This is a genomic window from Porphyromonas pogonae, from assembly GCF_036320655.1.
GTDB lineage: Bacteria > Bacteroidota > Bacteroidia > Bacteroidales > Porphyromonadaceae > Porphyromonas > Porphyromonas pogonae.
The window spans coordinates 1,397,062-1,416,495 of the sequence record NZ_CP143258.1 but is presented as its reverse complement, the minus strand read 5'-3'; the positions used below and the strand labels follow the sequence as shown (position 1 = coordinate 1,416,495).

Annotated in this window: 18 protein-coding genes and 3 tRNA genes; 8 read left to right on the top strand and 13 right to left on the bottom strand. The window is 41.0% G+C overall.

The window, feature by feature from the left end:
* Positions 1-92: 92 nt before the first annotated feature.
* Positions 93-1,010 (top strand): ketopantoate reductase family protein, encoded by a 918-nt coding sequence (locus VYJ22_RS05445; protein WP_329905505.1) that lies wholly within the window; start codon positions 93-95, stop codon positions 1,008-1,010.
* Positions 1,011-1,506: 496 nt separating this feature from the next.
* On the opposite strand, the gene VYJ22_RS05440 is transcribed toward VYJ22_RS05445, so the two are convergent.
* The 10 genes from VYJ22_RS05440 to VYJ22_RS05395 all read right to left on the bottom strand — a co-directional run bounded on the left by VYJ22_RS05440 (position 1,507) and on the right by VYJ22_RS05395 (position 7,036).
* Positions 1,507-2,094, bottom strand: a complete 588-nt coding sequence (locus VYJ22_RS05440) for a DUF4230 domain-containing protein (protein ID WP_329905504.1) — start codon at positions 2,092-2,094, stop codon at positions 1,507-1,509.
* A 4-nt stretch (positions 2,095-2,098) separates the two neighbouring features.
* Entirely contained in the window at positions 2,099-2,674 is a 576-nt protein-coding gene (locus VYJ22_RS05435; protein WP_329905503.1) for a DUF4230 domain-containing protein, read from the bottom strand.
* Between the two features lie 254 nt (positions 2,675-2,928).
* Positions 2,929-3,001: transfer RNA gene (locus VYJ22_RS05430), tRNA-Gly, on the bottom strand.
* 26 nt (positions 3,002-3,027) lie between these two features.
* Positions 3,028-3,110 (bottom strand) — tRNA-Tyr (locus tag VYJ22_RS05425).
* 40 nt (positions 3,111-3,150) lie between these two features.
* Positions 3,151-3,660, bottom strand: coding sequence for a 6,7-dimethyl-8-ribityllumazine synthase (gene ribH, locus VYJ22_RS05420; RefSeq protein WP_329905502.1), 510 nt, complete (start codon positions 3,658-3,660; stop codon positions 3,151-3,153).
* Positions 3,661-3,680: 20 nt separating this feature from the next.
* Positions 3,681-4,364: a tetratricopeptide repeat protein gene (locus tag VYJ22_RS05415; protein ID WP_329905501.1), complete on the bottom strand. Its 684-nt coding sequence runs from the start codon at positions 4,362-4,364 to the stop codon at positions 3,681-3,683.
* An 86-nt stretch (positions 4,365-4,450) separates the two neighbouring features.
* Positions 4,451-5,044: a 4'-phosphopantetheinyl transferase family protein gene (locus VYJ22_RS05410; RefSeq protein WP_329905500.1), complete on the bottom strand. Its 594-nt coding sequence runs from the start codon at positions 5,042-5,044 to the stop codon at positions 4,451-4,453.
* A gap of 4 nt (positions 5,045-5,048) precedes the next feature.
* Positions 5,049-6,362, bottom strand: a complete 1,314-nt coding sequence (gene gldE / locus VYJ22_RS05405) for a gliding motility-associated protein GldE (protein ID WP_329905499.1) — start codon at positions 6,360-6,362, stop codon at positions 5,049-5,051.
* 36 nt (positions 6,363-6,398) lie between these two features.
* Positions 6,399-6,836 carry a single-stranded DNA-binding protein gene (locus tag VYJ22_RS05400; protein ID WP_329905498.1) on the bottom strand — a complete coding sequence of 146 codons (438 nt, stop codon included), beginning with the start codon at positions 6,834-6,836 and terminating at the stop codon, positions 6,399-6,401.
* A 118-nt stretch (positions 6,837-6,954) separates the two neighbouring features.
* Positions 6,955-7,036 (bottom strand) — tRNA-Leu (locus tag VYJ22_RS05395).
* 336 nt (positions 7,037-7,372) lie between these two features.
* Between VYJ22_RS05395 and VYJ22_RS05390 the strand changes: the two genes are divergently transcribed.
* The 7 genes from VYJ22_RS05390 to VYJ22_RS05360 all read left to right on the top strand — a co-directional run bounded on the left by VYJ22_RS05390 (position 7,373) and on the right by VYJ22_RS05360 (position 15,756).
* Positions 7,373-8,683, top strand: a complete 1,311-nt coding sequence (locus VYJ22_RS05390; RefSeq protein WP_329905578.1) for a cobyrinate a,c-diamide synthase — start codon at positions 7,373-7,375, stop codon at positions 8,681-8,683.
* Complete coding sequence (locus tag VYJ22_RS05385; protein WP_329905497.1) at positions 8,664-9,236, top strand: cob(I)yrinic acid a,c-diamide adenosyltransferase; 573 nt, start codon at positions 8,664-8,666, stop codon at positions 9,234-9,236. The genes VYJ22_RS05390 and VYJ22_RS05385 overlap by 20 nt, the downstream gene beginning before the upstream one ends.
* A 1-nt stretch (position 9,237) precedes the next feature.
* Positions 9,238-10,746, top strand: coding sequence for a cobyric acid synthase (locus tag VYJ22_RS05380; protein ID WP_329905496.1), 1,509 nt, complete (start codon positions 9,238-9,240; stop codon positions 10,744-10,746).
* A complete protein-coding gene (locus tag VYJ22_RS05375) occupies positions 10,743-11,756 on the top strand; it encodes an aminotransferase class I/II-fold pyridoxal phosphate-dependent enzyme (protein ID WP_329905495.1) in 1,014 nt (337 codons plus the stop codon). Before VYJ22_RS05380 ends, VYJ22_RS05375 begins: the two co-directional genes overlap by 4 nt.
* The gene (cbiB, locus tag VYJ22_RS05370) at positions 11,753-12,766 is read left to right on the top strand and encodes an adenosylcobinamide-phosphate synthase CbiB (RefSeq protein WP_329905494.1); all 1,014 of its coding nucleotides are present in this window, start codon (positions 11,753-11,755) and stop codon (positions 12,764-12,766) included. Before VYJ22_RS05375 ends, cbiB begins: the two co-directional genes overlap by 4 nt.
* Before the next feature lie 440 nt (positions 12,767-13,206).
* Positions 13,207-14,460, top strand: coding sequence for a DEAD/DEAH box helicase (locus tag VYJ22_RS05365; RefSeq protein ID WP_329905493.1), 1,254 nt, complete (start codon positions 13,207-13,209; stop codon positions 14,458-14,460).
* 78 nt (positions 14,461-14,538) lie between these two features.
* Entirely contained in the window at positions 14,539-15,756 is a 1,218-nt protein-coding gene (locus tag VYJ22_RS05360) for an ROK family transcriptional regulator (protein WP_329905492.1), read from the top strand.
* 294 nt (positions 15,757-16,050) lie between these two features.
* On the opposite strand, the gene VYJ22_RS05355 is transcribed toward VYJ22_RS05360, so the two are convergent.
* The 3 genes from VYJ22_RS05355 to murQ all read right to left on the bottom strand — a co-directional run bounded on the left by VYJ22_RS05355 (position 16,051) and on the right by murQ (position 19,434).
* A complete protein-coding gene (locus VYJ22_RS05355; protein ID WP_329905491.1) occupies positions 16,051-16,269 on the bottom strand; it encodes a hypothetical protein in 219 nt (72 codons plus the stop codon).
* Between the two features lie 541 nt (positions 16,270-16,810).
* Positions 16,811-18,595 (bottom strand): serine hydrolase, encoded by a 1,785-nt coding sequence (locus VYJ22_RS05350; protein WP_329905490.1) that lies wholly within the window; start codon positions 18,593-18,595, stop codon positions 16,811-16,813.
* Entirely contained in the window at positions 18,592-19,434 is an 843-nt protein-coding gene (murQ, locus tag VYJ22_RS05345; protein ID WP_329905489.1) for an N-acetylmuramic acid 6-phosphate etherase, read from the bottom strand. The genes VYJ22_RS05350 and murQ overlap by 4 nt, the downstream gene beginning before the upstream one ends.

Genomic DNA, 19,434 nt, shown 5'->3' with positions numbered 1-19,434 from the left:
GCGCGAATCTCGCAAGCAACGAAGCAATTGGCCTGCTATGCAACGGTCTCAAAAGAATATTTCTCTCTATTAATCTCTAAATACCACATCAGATGTTGAATATTTGTATATCAGGATTAGGCGCCGTGGGTGGCTACTATGGAGCGATGCTTTGTAAATGGGCTCAGGAAAGCGGTGAAGCTAATATCTATTTTATAGCGAGAGGTGAGAACCTCAAAGTAATCAATGAACAAGGCTTACATATTATAACTCCTACACGTGAGTTTACTGTCCATCCTACAGCAGCTTCGGATCATCCGAATGAACTCCCGGTGATGGATATGATCATACTTACGACAAAAAGTTATGATCTCAAAGATAATATAAAACAGCTCCAACCTCTTTTGAAAGATTCTACAATATTATTACCCCTCCAGAATGGGGCTGATATTGCTGAACAAGTAAAGGAATTACTACCGCATAATGAAGTTTGGATGGGATGTACATATATCTCATCACGAAGAAATGAGCCGGGCATTATTACTCTTGAGGCCGATCGAGAACTTCTCTATATGGGGAAAGACGGCTTTCCTAAAACACACGAAGAACAGATCTACAATAAGATTTTTGAAAAAGCAGGAATCAATGTATTCAATCCGGAAGATGTATCAATGTATATACGTAAGAAATATATGATGATATCAGCTACGGCAACTGCCACCTCATATTATAATGCCACAGTAGGTGAGGTTATATCACAACATCCCACAGAAATGCATAAACTCTTGGAGGAAGTATATGATTTATTTGTGCAAATGGGGCTTAAAATGCCTTCTGATTCCATTGAATCGGCTTATCGTAAGCAAACCCTTATGCCGGCACACTCTACTAGCTCTATGCATACCGACTTTCAGAATGGTAATAAAACAGAATTGGAAAATCTTACGGGCTATGTGGTACACACTGCTAAAGAAATAGGAATTGAAGTTCCTGTTTACGAAATGATGTACGAAAAACTCAAACAAAACTGAAAAGATAGACCTGTACGCCAAGATATACTATTCCGACTTTTATATCATGCGTATTACCTCTTTATACACATTATTCAAGTATTGATTTTGACGCATACGCCTTGATTTCTTGCGTACTGGAATAAAAGAATAAGTTTCCTAACCATCAAAGGCTGAATTACTATTGGTCTGAGATTGTCAGACTCATGTCTACACAAAAGGTTGTTACCACTGGAGCTTTTAAATGCTATCGGCAATAATATTCGGTTTAGACAATGTAACTCACAATCTAAATCTGCTAAAGAAATCTATGATGCACTCCATCTAAAATATGTCCTCTTCAAAAAATAAAAGTTTGTAGGACACAGCCACCACCGTCCTAATCCTTTCTTTCATCATCATTGCATGAAACTCATTATTCTAGCGGTGAAAGTAGGGTTAGGACTCTACAAAGTAAAGTAGAAATGGGATAGAGCAGATCAACAGGTTGCGTTATAAGCAGCTAAAAAAAAAATAATTAGTGTGCAGGCAAGGTAAGATCTGAAGCCAATACAGTGATATGCTTACCTTCGAACCCGTTTACAAAACTCTGTAACTGCACAGTAGCTCTGTAAGTAGCATCAGGGATGTATTTAGGATCACGTATAATATCGTTATAGGCTTTGTCAAGAATTTTATCTTTGAGAGCATCCACAGCCTTACGCTCTCGTAAAGGAACATTGCCCCATAGAAAAACATTCTTGTAAAATTTGATTTGATTATATCCGTCGATCTTCTTTCCTATCTCGACCTCAGGTTCGGGGAGTACTACAGTGATATTGCCTGCACTGTCTTTACGCACTTTGAGTTTCTCCAGATCATATTTTACATAAGCTATCAAGTCCGCAGTTCCCTCTGCAACATAATCGCCATCTCTTACATTGACTTCTTCGCGGTACTCAATCTCTTGTGTAATAAGTTTTGAGTGCTCGGTTATTTTCATTTTAACTTCTTCCGGAGTCAGTGAAGGCTCAGGCTCTTTTTGTCCCAAGAAATATACGAGTGCACCTCCTATAAGGATACCGATAAGGAGTATGAGGGCTTCTTTTGCAATACGTCTCATCATGTGTCTAATATATAATTTTTACAGGGAGTTCCATCTCTGACAATTTTTGACTCAAGCGTCGCTCTGCAGCTTTATGAGCCGAAGCTATCATCTGTGGCTTGACTTTTTCTATGGCTCCATCTATATACCGTTGGATGATCTCTCGTTTTTTATGTAAAATCTCTTCGATTTCGTTTTCGGACAAAGGTGACCTCATGGGATCAGCTTCTTTGACAATGCGATGTTTGAGATCTTCCATTTCTTTGACAATTGTGATTTCAGGTAGTTTTATCGTGTAGGTCCCATCTTCACCCTTGTGAATGGAAGATTGGTCAATGTGAGAAAAATCACAGTAAGCAGAGACTCTGGTGTTAATTTCAAGCACCGTTTCCCGGCTACCAAAAACCTTTTTCCAACCAAGTTGTCCATCATTATTCGGGTTGATCCTGATCTTTGTGCGCACATTATTGGCTGCAAGTTCCAGCCTGCTCAGCTCATTGGCTTTGACTAGTAGCATAGTGATATCTTCTTGCTCTGTACTTGTTTTGCATGAAGTAAGGAGCAATGGTATGCATATAAGAAACCACACAATCTTTTTCATCTCTTCAATTTACTATAAGTCATAGAACATGCAAATATAAGTTCAATTCCTTTTATCTATAACATTTCTCGGGTAATCTTTGTAATCGACATAAAGAACTACAGCTCTAATATAGCTTGTGTCTGGATAGTTTGGAGCAATATAACAGAAAAAGATACACGAAACTATTTGTACTGACAAATGAATAAAATTACATAAAAGGGCATGTCCCGATAAAACAAAAAAGTCATCTATTCAGATGACTTTTTCATTAGAGCGGAAGACGGGGTTCAAACCCGCGACCCTCAGCTTGGAAGGCTGATGCTCTATCAACTGAGCTACTTCCGCAATCTTTGATCGTTGCATGTAGAGAGTGGGCAGTGATGGATTCGAACCACCGAAGGCGAAAGCCAGCTGAGTTACAGTCAGCCCCATTTGGCCACTCTGGTAACTGCCCTTTTTCTCTCGTTTGCGATGCAAAGATAGAACAAATATTTTTAATAGCAAAGAGGTTTACACATTTTTAATGCAGTTTCTGCAGCCTCTTTCCCTTTATTACCAAGGGTTCCACCAGCGCGGTCTTGTGCTTGCTGCATAGTCTCTGTCGTTAACACACAGAATATAACCGGTATACGCACATGTGCCATAGGAGCCTTGTGCAAATAGGTGCCGTTGAGATTAAGATGTGTAATACCCTGAGTAACCCCCTGACAAATATAATCGAAATGTGGAGTATCGCCTCTGACCACACATCCAATAGCTATCACTGCATCATATTTACCCTCAGAAACCTTTTGAGCACACCCATAAGTGAGCTCAAACGTACCTGGGACTTGCATGACATCAATAGTGTCAACTTCTTTTTCTCTAAGCAAACTGATACAGCCGTCGAGCAATGCTCCAGTAATATGGCTATTCCACTCGGCTACTACGATGGCTACTTTAAGCCCATTACCGGCAGGAACGGGAGACTGTTGGTCGCTCAAGAGATGATATGCTGTTGCCATAATATTTTTATCGGAAAAATTTATTTGATTTTTGACTGAACACGGATGATGTCTGCCTCTACTGTAGCAGATTCCGGAGCAGTATAATACTTATCTTTGATGGTTTGGTATTTTTCCAATGCTTTTTTGTTCTCACCCATTTTCTCATAGACGTGTCCGGCTTTGAGCAAACAGCTTGGAGTTACAGCTTCATTATTGGCCATAGTAGCAGCTTTCTCATAAGCATCTACTGCATCTTTCAACTTATCGAGCTGTACGTAGCAATCTCCGATAAGGCGCTGTATGGATGGAGCTACAATATCTTCTTTGGAGCTAAATTTCTTAAGGTGCTCCAAGGCTTCTTTATACTTACCCATGTCATAGTAACAAATCCCCGTATAAGCCTCAGAAAGATTTGAAGCGTCTGTTCCCGAATATTTGTCAATAATATTGAGCAAACCGGGATTTCCTGCGCCAAGGCCATTAAGGGCAACGCTGTCTTGTGAATTCATGAATTTGTCTTCGGCAACATACATTTTGGCAGAAGCTTTCTCATTACGAGGCTTCTTAATAAAATGCACATAAGCCAGGATACCGGCAACAACCGCAATCACGATGAGAACAACTGTAATAATCTTGGAAATGTTTTTTTCCACAAACTGCTCTGAGCGAGAAACAATCTCTTCAGCGTTTGTTTCCTGTGGATTAGTTTTTTTGTCTGCCATATAGCGTTTAGTTAATTATTATTTGCAGTTTTTAATGGGGCAAAGGTATATATTTAAGAGATATAGTACAAGCTAAAGTACAACTTTCAGGGAGCAATCTTTAAATCTTTATAAGCAGGGTTACTCCATGTAAGCACATATCTGTCGGTAATCTTATAATTTATAGGAATATCTATAGCCTGCTGCTTGTATGAGAGAGAGAAAACACCCTCATCTTCAAGTCGCATTATAGGCCTGATTAGAAATGATTTGATAAAATTACCTCCCGTAGGGTTAAAAATTTTAAAAGCAGTCTCCTTGGCACTCCAAAGAATGTGAAGCAATTCGAGCCTCTGCGAAGATTTCTCAACCCATAACAATTCCTCTACGGACAAGAACCGGGGAGCTATACCTTCTACCCTATTTTTCAGACATTCGATATCTACACCCGGAGCATGGAAAGCATCGGTAAGTAGCATAGCCAACATTTCATAAGAATGAGAGATACTTATATTCACGTCTCTTCGTTCTATTATGTAAGGCTTACCATAATCTTCATGACCGATATTATAGACAGAATGATCAGCCGGACTTAGAAGTTTGTTGAGAATCACGCCTGCATGAAACCGCTCTGCTTGTCTTTTACTCAGAGCAGAATGTCGATCAATAACAGAGACATGAGGAGTTATGGAAAATTCCACGGACTTAATCTTTTTTTAAAGGTACAGGTGGAATGATCTTGACTTCAATGATACGATGTTTTTCAATGCGTATAACCTGAAATTTCCAAACACCTGACACGACTACGTCTCCAACTTTGGGTAGATCTTGCTTGATCTCCAGAATCAAGCCTCCCAACGTATCCACTTCTTCTTCAAACTTACCAAAGGTACCGGAGTTGATTTCTAATATGCGCTGCACATCAGTAAGCGAAGTTTTGGCTTCGAAAAGATAACTACCGTCGGGTAATATTTTATAGGGTAGTTCTTCGTCATCATACTCATCAGAGATTTCTCCCAATATTTCCTCCAAAACATCTTCCAGCGTGATAATACCGCATGTACCGCCATACTCATCGACTACAATAGAGATATGCATGCGGTTGGCTCTAAACTCCTCGAGCAGATCATCAAGCTTTTTATTTTCGGGGACAAAATAGGCTTTGCGAACCAAGGATGACCAGTTGAATGTCTCATCTTGATCCTTGTGAGGTATAAGATCTTTTACATATAATATCCCTTTGATATTGTCCTCTGAACCCTCATACACAGGAATACGCGAATAGCCGGAATTGACAACAAAGCTGAGCATCTTCTTGAAATCCCATGAAATGTCCACATCCACCATATCGATACGGGGAACCATAATCTCACTGGCGGTTTTGTTATAAAAATTGATGATTTCATTGATCATCGCTTTACCCTCAGTAGTGCTATCCTGGATGAGATCGACAGCCTCACTGAGATCATTCATAGAAATATCATATTTCTTTTTACCTATCGATTTGGTTACAACTGAGGACGATTTTACAAGAGCTGTGGAAAGTGGTGCAAATATTTTACTTAAAACCTGCATTTTGGGAGCGGAAAATCTACTGAAACGCAGAGGTAATCTCTGTGCATAAATCTTGGGAATAATCTCACCGAAAAGCAACAACAACAATGTAAGCACGACTGTCTGGATGAGAAAACCGATCAACGGTGCATTACTAAAATCATAGATAAGCCCAAAAGCATAGCTTGTAACAATAACAATGGCCACATTTACAATATTATTACCGATAAGAATCGTAGCCAACAATTTCTCAGAATCGCCCAATAGAGATAAAAGGATGGGATCGACTTTTGCCTCTTTGTTTTTGATAGATTCGATATCCACCGGACGTAAAGAAAAGAAAGCAACTTCCGACGAAGACATGAAGGCGGAAAGAAAAAGCAATATGACGGTAATAATAAGCGCTATGGCTACACCGGATGTAAAAGGATGAACTATAACCTGACTAAATATGTTGCTATCCATTGAACGTAGTTAATACTTTATTAATCACAAAAGTAATCAAAATGGTTCACAATCATGTTTTGTAGAAAAGCTATCATCAGAGAAGTCAATGCCGATATCGCGACTCACCGAAGGAAGGTCCTGTGATTGCATGGGGGATTTGTTTTCTTTGGGAGATAAATTTTCCAATCGTTCACAAACGATCTCCGTCACTTGGCGTGTTATTTTATCTTTGTCCACATACTCTCTGTTTCGCAGATGACCTTCAGCATACATCAACTGTCCTTTGCGGACAACTTTCTCCGCATACTTTGCTTGCTCGTTGTATACTACGATACGATGCCACTCGGTCTTTGTTTCATAGTTGCCGTAGGCGTCCGGTATACGATATGATGTAGCAAGAGAAAACTGTGCTACCACAAAATCCTCCTTGATATATCTTACCTCAGCATCTTTGCCTACTCGGCCGATAAGCATTACTTTATTTAATGACATGAAGCACTTTTTTGATTAAACTTTCCCCCAAATATAACTTAATTATACAGGTATAAAAAAGAAAAAGCATAGTAATGATCATTACTACGCTTTTCTATATAAGCCTAAGCTTACTCTGTGCGGCTGAAGGGACTCGAACCCCCACGCCTCTCGGCATCAGATCCTAAGTCTGACGTGGCTACCAATTACACCACAGCCGCAACTGAATCCGCTATCTCTATTTCCTAAAGACACTGCAAAGGTAATGCTTTCCTTGAAATACACAAGAGCCACAATACATTTTTTCTCATTAGTCTCCATAGGCGCTTATTACCCATAACTTTTACCCGCGGTGTACGGGTCGATAATGGATAATTCTTTATACCCACCCCACAATATTAAGTACAATATCATTCAGGCTCAACACGACTACACATCACACACAAAATCAATTATTTCGACATCAACATCGACATTCCCCAAAGTCCTCCTACTCACTCTTTCTATTCTAATGATTATATTTGTATATTATTAATTTAGGATAAGATTTTCACGTGATTACTAAACCACAATTTATTATAGCAGCAACATCTTCAGGGTCAGGCAAGACTACTTTTTCTTTGGGATGCATGAGAGCACTTACTCGCCGGGGTATGCGAGTGCAGCCTTACAAATGTGGCCCAGACTATATAGATACGCAATTTCACAAACTTGCGTCCGGAGAGATATCGATCAATCTTGACGGATTCATGATGAGCCCCGAACATATCAGTCAGGTTTATTATAGGAACCTTTGTGACAAAGATGCTGCCATTATAGAGGGTGTAATGGGTATGTTTGATGGCTATGACGGCATGAAAGGCAGTAGTGCCGATCTTTCACTCACACTCAATGTGCCTGTAGTACTGCTGGTCAATGCTGCATCCACAGCATATAGTGTAGCTCCATTGATATATGGTTTCAAAAACTTCAATCCACACGTGCGAATTGCCGGGGTGGTATTTAATCGGGTAGCTTCTCCATCTCACTTTAGCTACGTCAAACAAGCCTGTGAGAATGTAGGCGTCAAATGTTTCGGTTATTTACCCAAACTCAAAGATATAGAAATACCATCGAGGCATTTGGGACTTTCCATTGAAGAAATGACACAATACGAATATATTCCTAATAAAATTGCCGATGAAATAGAGAAGACTATTGATCTGGATTTGCTTCTGAAAAGTACAGAGTCAGGAGGTGATTTCTCGTCAAACGTAATAAATGACTCTCTGGTTACCTCAGACAAAACGGTTGCTGTAGCATGGGACGAGGCTTTTAATTTTACTTATAAGGAAAATATTCGCAGGCTAGAATCTCTCGGCCGTATTATTTATTTCAGTCCTATTCATGATACACATTTGCCGCAAGCAGACTTTCTTTACCTCCCGGGAGGATATCCTGAATTTTACTTACCTGCCCTGAGCTCCAATGAATCAATGAAAGCAGATATAAGAAATTACATAGAGAATGGAGGCATGGCATTAGCCGAGTGTGGCGGGATGATGTATCTCTGTGAAGGAATCACAGGAATGGATGGCAACAATTATCCCATGTGCAACATATTACCGTACCAAGCAACAATGCATGGGATGAGGCTTCATCTCGGATACAGAGAGTTTACCCACAACCAAACAAACTGGCGTGGACACGAGTTTCATTATTCCAAACTGAATGTGCCGGGTGACAGTGTGGTAGAGATATTCAATACCAAAGGATCGAAAACCGATACAGCACTTTACAAATACAAGAATTTAATAGCGGGTTATACCCACCTCTATTGGGGAGAAAACAATATTTTAAATCTATTCGATGGGCAGGATATACACTAAAACAGGTGATAAAGGCAAAACATCCATCTTCGGGGGTGAACGAGTGGAAAAGGATGATAATCGCGTAGAAGCTTATGGCACTTTAGACGAGCTCAATGCTGCACTGGGTGTGGTGCGATCCCTCGTTTCAGACAAACATATCTTTTACTCCAAACTCTACCTCATACAAATGCATATGATGCCTACCATGAGCATCGTAGCAACACCTGATGTGCGCAGATCTGAGAATCAAAACATCTTTGATAAAGAATGGGTTACTGATTTGGAAAACGATATTGATCAATTGTTGAGTCAGACCAAAGATAACGGCTTTTTCATTTTGCCCGGCGGTACTGTGGTTTCAGCTCAACTCCAATGGGCTCGTACTGTAGCACGCAGAGCGGAAAGACGGTTATGGAGTTTAAACCGCATTGATCCTGTACCGGAAGATATACTCAAGTGGATCAATCGAATTTCCGATCTTTTGTTTGTAATGGCAAAATACGAAATGCAGAGCCAAAACTGGCCTGAAGAAAAATGGAAAGAATTTGCTTACAAACGTAAAAAGAAGTAACATGAAGACTAAGACTAAGCGCCAAGACCTGCGTCCTCTTATGTTTGTGGGTACAGGTAGTGATGTAGGCAAGAGTATTATCACTACGGGCTTTTGCCGTATTTTCAAACAAGATGGGTTGAATCCGGCACCTTTCAAAGCTCAAAATATGGCATTGAACTCCTATGTAACACCTGATGGCTTAGAGATCGGGCGTGCACAAGCCGTGCAGGCCGAAGCTGCGGGCGTAATTTGTGAATCCGATATGAATCCGGTATTGCTCAAACCAAGCTCCGATAAAACGTCACAGATCGTACTACATGGCAGACCCAGAGGGAATAAGGACGCATATGACTATTTCCGTAAAGAAGGACGCGAAGAGCTTAGGCATGAAGTCAATGAGGCATTCGACAGACTTGCTGCAAAATATAATCCTATTGTGATGGAAGGTGCGGGGAGTATATCTGAAATAAATCTCAGAGACTCGGATATCGTCAATATGCCTATGGCTATACATGCGGGAGCTAGCGTTATTTTGGTGGCCGATATCGATCGTGGAGGTGTATTTGCATCTATTTACGGCTCTATCATGCTCCTTACGGAAGAAGAAAGAAAATATGTCAAAGGAATACTTATCAATAAGTTTAGAGGAGACCTCAGGCTGTTTGAGTCTGGCAAGAAACTTATTGAAGATTTGTGTCATATGCCTGTGTTAGGAGTAGTACCATATTATAATGACATACACATAGAAGAGGAAGATTCGGTAGCTCTCAAAAACAAACATCTGCAATCACAGCAAAACAAAATCAATGTGGCGGTAGTGATGCTACGCTATTTGTCCAACTATACCGATTTCAACCGTCTTGAACGTGATCCTAGAGTGCATCTCTTTTACACAAACAACACAGAAGAGATCTCCAAAGCCGATATTATTATTGTACCCGGTAGCAAAAGCACACTAGCTGATCTATACGAACTTCGTAATAACGGTGTAGCTCAAGCTATAGCCCGTGCTCATCGGGAAGGTGCTGTAGTATTGGGCATCTGCGGAGGTTACCAAATACTCGGTTTGGAAGTGCATGATCCTGATCATGTAGAAGGAACCATAGAAATGTTACCCGGCCTCGGGCTATTACCGACCATTACAACAATGGATGGTGATAAAGTAACACGTCAAGTTAGTTTCCATGTCAGGGACACATCTTCAGTATGCAAAGGCTATGAAATTCACATGGGACGTACTCGTGTAGCTGATGGATATCCTCAATCGCCTCTCAACAATCTTGATTCAGGAAGTACGGATGGTTATTTTAGAGACAACAAATGTATGGGCACCTATATCCATGGCATTCTTGACAATGACGCTTTTATCGATTTCCTTTTACAGCCTTTTCAAGAACGTTTGCAGGACAAGGACAAAAAGCACATTGATTATGATGCTTTCAAAGACTCACAGTATGATAAGCTCGCAGAACATTTACGGCAGTATGTAGATGTGGATTTGGTGTATAAATTAATGGAAAAGGAATGATCAACGGACATGGCGACGATCTCTTTCGTCATACTAATATCCGAGCCAATTTTAGCTCCAATGTTTATGGAGGCGTGGATATATCGGATCTCAAAAGGCATTTGAAAGAACATATTGACTGCATTGATTCCTATCCTGAGCCGGAGCCTTACGCATTACAAAAGGCTATAGCCGATTTTTACACACTCTCACCCGATAATGTATTGGTTACCAATGGCGCTACGGAAGCGATCTATCTCATTGCTCAAACGTATTCAGGGAATAGCTCTGGTATATTACAGCCTACTTTCAGCGAATATGCCGATGCTTGTACGATACATCATCATCAAATCCAAAACCTTTTTGCGTTGGATGAGATTTCCAATAGCGTTCAAATGGTATGGCTCTGCAATCCTAATAATCCGACTGGTAAGGTCTGGGATTTGAAAGTATTGAGAGAGATGATACAACACTACCCCCAAACTATTTTTGTTATAGACCAGTCTTACGAATATTTTACCCATAAAGAAGTATTAGAAGTACAGGAAGCGGCGGAGTATAATAATGTAATTCTTATTCACTCCATGACCAAGAAATTCGCAATGCCAGGCTTAAGATTAGGTTATATCACGGCAGCGACTCCTCTTATTCATCTTTTGAGGAACGAGCGTATGCCGTGGTCGGTAAATGCTCTCGCTATCGAGAGTGGTATGTATCTCTTGGCGCAGGGTATGCCTGATACTCTGGACAAACATCTTTTGTGGCGTGAGACGGAAAGGCTTTCCAATGAGATCAATGCATTGAAGCACTTTATCGCTCCCCCCACCGATACGCATTTTATGCTGGTACAATGCAAAAACATCTCTTCAGCCCAACTCAAGTCTATGCTGGTACATGATTATGAGCTACTCATTAGAGATGCTTCCAACTTCGCAGGCCTTGATAGAAGCTATGTGCGCATTGCTACCCAAACACCCATGCACAATGACTTGCTTATCAACGCTCTTAAAATGATCGATAATATATTATGACACTTCTCATCCTGATAATCACCGGCACATTCATATTAGGCTGGCTCTTGGATTTTTATTTTGGAGACCCCTCAGGCTTCCACCCCATTATTTGGTTTGGTAAAATCATTGCTTGGGGCGAAAGATTATTCAACAAAGGCAGATCCCGTGTGCTCAAAGGTGCTATGATCACTATCGTCATCGATATACTCACCTTCATTATTTCCCTCTTAATACCTCTTTGGTTGCTGATAGTCGGTATCAATGAACTTCTGAACCTCAAGTATAATCCTGACTTTTATAATCCCATTGTCCTTTTCGGATCTCTCATCTTATTCATGATATATGAATGTGCAGGCGTATTTTACAGTTTGGCCGGCACTACACTGATCCGTGAGGTAAGAGATGTTTTCAAAGCAGTGGATAGGTCACTTGATGAAGGGCGTAAGCAGGTAGCACGTATTGTGGGGCGCGATACTTCGCACCTCACAGCACAAGAAGTGCGCACAGCAGCATTGGAAACATTGGCAGAAAATCTGAGTGACGGTGTCATAGCTCCTATGTTTTGGTACATGCTACTGGGTGTTCCGGGTATGCTCACTTATAAAATGATCAATACCCAAGACTCTATGGTGGGATATAAAACAGATCGTTACAAGGATTACGGACGTTTTGCCGCTAAAATTGATGACGGAGCCAATTATCTGCCGGCTCGCCTTACGGCATTTCTCATGATTGTTTCATCAGGCAAATGTAGCTTATTAAGTTTTGTACAGCGTTATGGCAGGCAGCATGCAAGTCCCAACTCAGGATATCCCGAGGCAGCCCTTGCCGGGATTCTCAAGTGTCGCTTTGGGGGCTCGCATGATTATTTCGGTGAAACTATCTATAAGCCTTATATCGGTGAAAAGGAGAAGCAACTTACTACGCAAGATATGATGATAGCCACAAAAATCAATCGCAAAGCAGAGATAATCATGGTGATACTCACTTTAGGCATACGCTTCCTTGTCCTCACAACTTTATTCTAGCTTTTTTACTGACAATTTTTAAGGTTATTACAATAAATTTCATATACACCCGGTTATCTCTAATCACTTTCACCATATCACGCACTTTTTGCCATACAAAAAACACATACGACAAGCACCTACGTATACCCGACTATATCAATGAATTAACTCCTGAAAAAATCAAATTACACAGAGCACCCAAAACCGTTGGTCAATGAGTCTCTGCACACAAAAAAACGTCTAAACTCTTGTAGCTATGGTGTTTTATTATCTACAAAGTACTTTTTTCAATAAAATAAATAATCAAAGCATTTAATTAATACTTTTCAAGACTAATGTAAAAATTCATTTTTTGACACTATTCTCTATAATTGTACAAAGTCATGATTAAAAAATAACCATGTTTTATTGGTATATTTGAAAATATATTTATTTTTGTATGAAACATTTTTAATAAAATGAGATTTGAAGAGTTTGAATTGGAAGATGAAGTATTGGATGGTCTGGATGCGATGAATTTCTCTGAGCCGACACCCATTCAACAAGCCACGATTCCATTAATATTACAGGGAAAAGACCTTATTGCATGTGCCCAAACAGGTACCGGAAAAACCGCAGCTTACCTACTGCCCATTATCAATAATTTAAGTAGAGGTTTATATCCGGAAGATCGGGTCAATGCTATTATTATGGCTCCAACCCGAGAATTGGCACAGCAAATAGATCAGCAGGTGGAAGGCTTTTCGTACTTTCTCCCTGTTTCTGCCGTAGCGGTTTACGGTGGCACCGATGGTATTACCTGGGAGCAACAAAAAAGGGGTATTGACATGGGAGTAGACATTATCATAGCTACTCCGGGCAGACTCATATCCATGCTCAACTTGGGTACGGCCGACCTATCCTCTGTATCATGCTTTGTATTGGACGAAGCCGACAGGATGCTCGACATGGGATTCTATGAGGATATCATGCAGATATATAATCAACTGCCCAAAACATGCCAAACAATCATGTTTTCGGCCACAATGCCTCCTAAAATCAGAAAGCTTGCCAACAGTATTTTGAAAGATCCAGAAGAAGTTCAGATAGCATTGTCCAAGCCCCCTGAGACCATCTTACAGTCGGCCTACATATGCTATGAACGACAAAAGATGCCCATCCTACTTGACTTATTCAAAGCATCTCCCCCAAAGCGTACTATTATCTTTTCATCTTCCAAACTGAAGGTGAAAGAACTTGCCGCTGCACTCAAGAGAAAAGGCTTCAAGGCAGGAGAAATGCACTCTGACTTGGAACAAAGCACAAGAGAAGTGGTATTGAAGGACTTCAAAAACGCCAATGTAGATGTACTTGTTGCTACAGACATCGTAGCTCGAGGTATCGATATTGATGAGATCAGACTTGTGATCAATTATGATATACCTCGTGATCCAGAAGATTATGTACACCGCATAGGACGCACCGCCAGGGGCGTCAATGGAGAAGGACTTGCCATCACATTTGTTTCGGAAAGTGAACAAACCGACTTTAGTCGTATTGAGAGCTTCTTGGGCAAACAAGTATATAAAATACCCATCGACTCCGAATTTGGAGAGACTCCGCCTTACAACCCGGCTCCACCGAGAAAGAAGTCTTTCAGGAAAAATGGTAATGGCAACAAAAACGGTAAAAGATCATTCGGCACACAAGGTAAACCTCGTAACAAGAGTTAGTATAAGTAAACCCTAAATTTTAGCGACAATCTTTTTTTAACAGTTGAATATTTTTATGATCGAAAAACACATATAATTATGAATCAGGAACTATTAGAAGAAATTGAGCAGAGCACAAAATCAGCTCAGATCAAAAAGCAGATTATTGCTTATTACATCGAACACGGTGCATCCACGATTACAGACTTAGCCAAAGTGCTTAATCTGAGTGTTCCCACGGTAACCAAGTTCATCACGGACATGATGAATTGCAACTGCCTCAAAGATTACGGCAAACTTGAAACAGCCGGCGGACGTTATCCTATTTTATACGGGCTCAATCCTGAAGCCGGTTACTTTATCGGTGTAGACGTTAAGCATCACTCGCTCAACATCGGGCTCATCGATTTTGTAGGCAATATGGTCAAAACAGAGTATGACATCCCCTATATGCTCGACAACACTCCGGAAAAACTTGAGGAGATGTGCTCTCTAATTCAAACATTCATTTCAGAATGTGGTGTCAAAAGACAAAACATTCTGAATATCAATATCAATCTACCGGGACGTATCAACCCAGATACGGGACATAGCCATTCCATTTTCAATTTTGATAGCAACAGACCTCTTACCGCTATCATTTCCGATAAGCTCAAAACACGTGTCACCATCGACAACGATACTCGTGGTATGGCCTATGGCGAGTATACCCAAGGTTGCGGTTTGCAACATTCATCCAAAAACGTATTGTACATCAATATGAGTTGGGGTATTGGATTGGGAATTATTCTCGATGGTAAGATCTATATGGGTAAGTCCGGTTTCAGTGGAGAGTTTGGTCACGTCAGTACCTATGACAATCAGATTCTTTGCCACTGTGGTAAGAAAGGTTGCTTGGAGACTGAGGTCAGTGGCTACGCCATGCACCGTATTGTGGTCGAGAGAATCAAAAACGGCGAAAGCTCTATCCTTACGGAAAGAGTACTGGCCGGTGAGGAAATCTCTCTCATGGACATCATAGATGCTGCCAATCAGGAAGACATACTCTGCTTGGAGGTATTAGGCGAGATAGGTCGTAAACTGGGAAAACAGGTAGCTACACTCATCAATATCTTCAACCCCGAATTGGTGATTATAGGAGGTACCCTATCTCTTACAGGAGATTACCTCACACAAGCTATCCAAACTGTGGTAAGAACCTACTCCCTCAATCTTGTAAATAAAGACACAGAGATTGTCACTGCATGTTTAGGAGAGAAAGCCGGAGTTGTGGGGGCATGTATGCTAGCAAGGACACGCAGATTTGCCACCGTATAAAACTCTATTTTATTATAAGAAGCAATCCCGGATTTGACATTTTGTCAAATCCGGGATTAATATTTCTCCCCGGGTAAGGTGATCTAACAAGTTATCGTCTAATCAACTAAAATTATTCATCAACCTGCAGCTTAAGTTCAAATCACTTATATTGCAGTTGTATTATCAGGCTTATTTGTACAAAGTTCAAATAAGAATGGGCTTTTTTATCTCTTAAAACAGATAAATATTAAGGCTTAATAAAATGACCTTGCTGCTATAGCTTGTAAAAGAAATATCTTAAAAATACTTGTTTCATATGCTATATTTATTTACTCTAAGTTTTGGACATATGGTACATGTATCAGAAATTCCAAAACCATTATGATGTGTCTGTTGTCCGTGTAGCAAAGTCTGTTGTCCGTATACGATGAGTTGATTGTCCTTATATGATAAGTCAGCAGATTTATCATATAGAGACCGTTGCATAGCAGGCAAATTGCTTCGTTGCTTGCGAGATTCTCGCTTGGTCATTTACCTGAAGTAAACTCCCTGTGCACTCACTCTTAGCGCCTTGCACTTTACCTTCTCTGCTCGGTCAAAGTGTCTTTTGTCGGCTTTGCCTCCAAAATCCATGAGACTGTTGACTTTTGCAACAGTCTCATATAAGGACAATTGATTTTATACACAGAACAAAGAAGACAATAAGACAAAATGCAAACCGATTGCTAAGGTCACAAAACCGACATGAATTATATGATAGGAAGTTGATAGAGCAACCAAGAATAAAGCAATAGTTCGGGACGAAAAACACTCTCCATAAAGCATCGGCAACCGAGCCTTATCGACTTATAATTACTTGTATAATCTATTGTAGAGCTTTTATAGATAAACATATATGAGAGTATAATCCGAATAATTGATCTCTAACAAAGATAATACATTTGTAAGCCTTTGTCAAGAGTATAAATTTACCTATCAAGCGGATCTTAATCCCAGAAAAGAAGAAGGGCTATTTTCTTGACAAATGCAACAAAACAGCCCTTCAACGATACAAAAAGAAAGCAACATAAAATTAAAGATAACGCTTCAATACCTTACTCCAGATTCCATAGCCCGTATCATTGAGGTGTAACCCATCTTTGGTAAGCTCTTTGCGCATGATGTGTGTGCCAGGCTCTACAAATAAAGGAAAGAGATCAATGTAAGGGATCTTCTTATCTTTTGCCAACACTTCCAGTTTTTGGTTGATTTCGGGGATAAGATCCGTTTTACCTTCGAGCTTTTTCCATCTCCCAAATGACTCATTGATAGGCAAGAGACTTTGCAAATAAAGCTTAGTCTCCGGCGACTCATATTGTATACGCGAGATATTCATATCTATTAGGCTCACTATACTGTCAGCACTAAGGCCATGGGATATATCATTTACACCACACATCAAGAAAATCTTTCGAGGGTGTGCCGGGAGTATATCAGCCAGTCTGCTATAGATCCCCATGCCGGTATCCCCACTAATGCCTCTGTTTACGACATGTTTCTTACGCAAAAGCTTACACCAGTCGCCACCTTCTGTAAGACTATCCCCAAGGAATATCACATCAGTTGCAGACAATGCAGGCTCTTGGCTAAAGTGTTGCATGCGTGCATAATAATAGAGGGGGAAAGGCTGATCTATAGGCAATACCGATGATGCCACCACATTGGATACACACCATCTGAGGCGACTTACCGACGTAGTATCTGCAGGGTGTACTCTATTGGTGAGTAATATCACAGCCGTACGTGTATCAGGATCAATGGTTACGGATGTACCCGTATAGCCGGTATGCCCATAAGTATGAGAGCCAAATAGGTCTCCCATGTTCGAGTCTGTCCTTGAGGATGACCATCCGGGTGTCCTACCCGATGCCTCACTGATGGATTGCACTGATGTCATAAGCTTTACAGAAGCCGGGCTGAGGATGCGTCGGTGATTATACTCCCCACCGTTCATCAAGGCGGTAACAAGTATAGCCAGATCCTCTACATCAGAGAACACTCCTGCATTACCCGATACCCCACCATTCATGATTCGAGCGAGAGGGTCATGCACCTGCCCCTGCAAGCATCTGCCGTCAGGCTGCTTTTCGGTGGGAGCACACAGCGGTCTCAGCATTACTCCGGGGGTATAGCAAGTATGTATCATACCGAGTACACCAAAGATATTACGAGCAGCAAAATCGGCGAGATTCATTCCGCTCACCTTCTCTACAATACGCTGTAGCATGATAAAGTTGAGACAACTATAATCGAATCCCTTGCCGGGGATATAATGCCGTGGGCAATGTGAGATATAGTCTATAAGTCCATCAGGGTTGGGTGCTCCGTACTTTTGTTTCAAATCCTCTACAGGAGCATACGGGGGCAATCCTGAAGAATGAGTAAGCAGATTCATCACCGTAATAGGGACTTCCTGTCCGGTAGTATCACGGTAATTGTCAAAATCAGGAACGTAATATTTCACCGGATCAATCAACCTGATAACGCCACGCTCTACAAGTATCATCACCGCAATAGCTGTAGAGATCGATTTGCTTACGGAAGCCAAATCAAAAACGGTGTTGTCTGTCATAGGTATAATGCGAGGATAAACCTGCTTATTGCCGTATGCCTTTTTATAAACCATACATCCATCTTTGACAACGCCAATCACGGCCCCGGGGATCTCATGGGTATCGATTGCCGATTGTATCAACCCATCCACAAGGCTGAGATGTACGCCGTCTATCCCCACTTGCTCAGGATGTGCCCGAGGTATTTGCTGTGAATATAAAACAAAGGGAAATAGTAACATAAGTGTAATAAGCAACTTTTTCATATTTCATTTCCTATGTGATGATTATCATTACCTTTACGATAAGCGTCTGCAGCCTTCTTGACCGATCCATACCTGAGCAATAAACTATTGGCAGTCTCATAGTCCAACCCTAACTCCTCTACAAGCATGCGAGTACCTCTATCCACAAGTTTGCTATTGCTCAGTTGCATATTTACCATCTTATTACCCTTGACCCTGCCCAGTCTGATCATTACGGAAGTACTGATCATATTGAGGATCATCTTTTGGCCTGTACCCGACTTCATGCGTGAGCTTCCCGTGATATATTCCGGGCCTACAATCATCTCTATAGGATAATCAGCATTTTCTGCCATAGGCGAACCGGGATTGCTGGTAATGCATCCTGTAAGAATACCATGGGCTCGAGCTTCTCGCAAAGCACCTATGACATAAGGAGTAGTACCTGAGGCGGCAATGCCTATGACGGTATCAAGGTCACAGATATCATGTTCCATAAGTTCTTCCCACCCTCTTGAGGTATTATCTTCTGCCCTCTCAACGGGATTGCGCAAGGCGGTATCACCACCTGCAATAAGGCCTATAACCCATGAGGGAGGCATACCGAAGGTAGGCGGTATTTCGGAAGCATCCAATACGCCCAATCGTCCACTGGTACCTGCTCCCATATAAAATATACGACCACCCAGTTGCATCCGTGACACAATCTGCTCTACCAGTTTTTCGATTTGCGGAATAGCCTTTTGTACGGCAAGAGCCACTTTCAGATCCTCACGATTGATGTCTTCGAGGATCTCCCTTACCGATTTGTCCTCCAAATGATCATAGAGGGATGGTTGCTCTGATATTTTATTAAACAT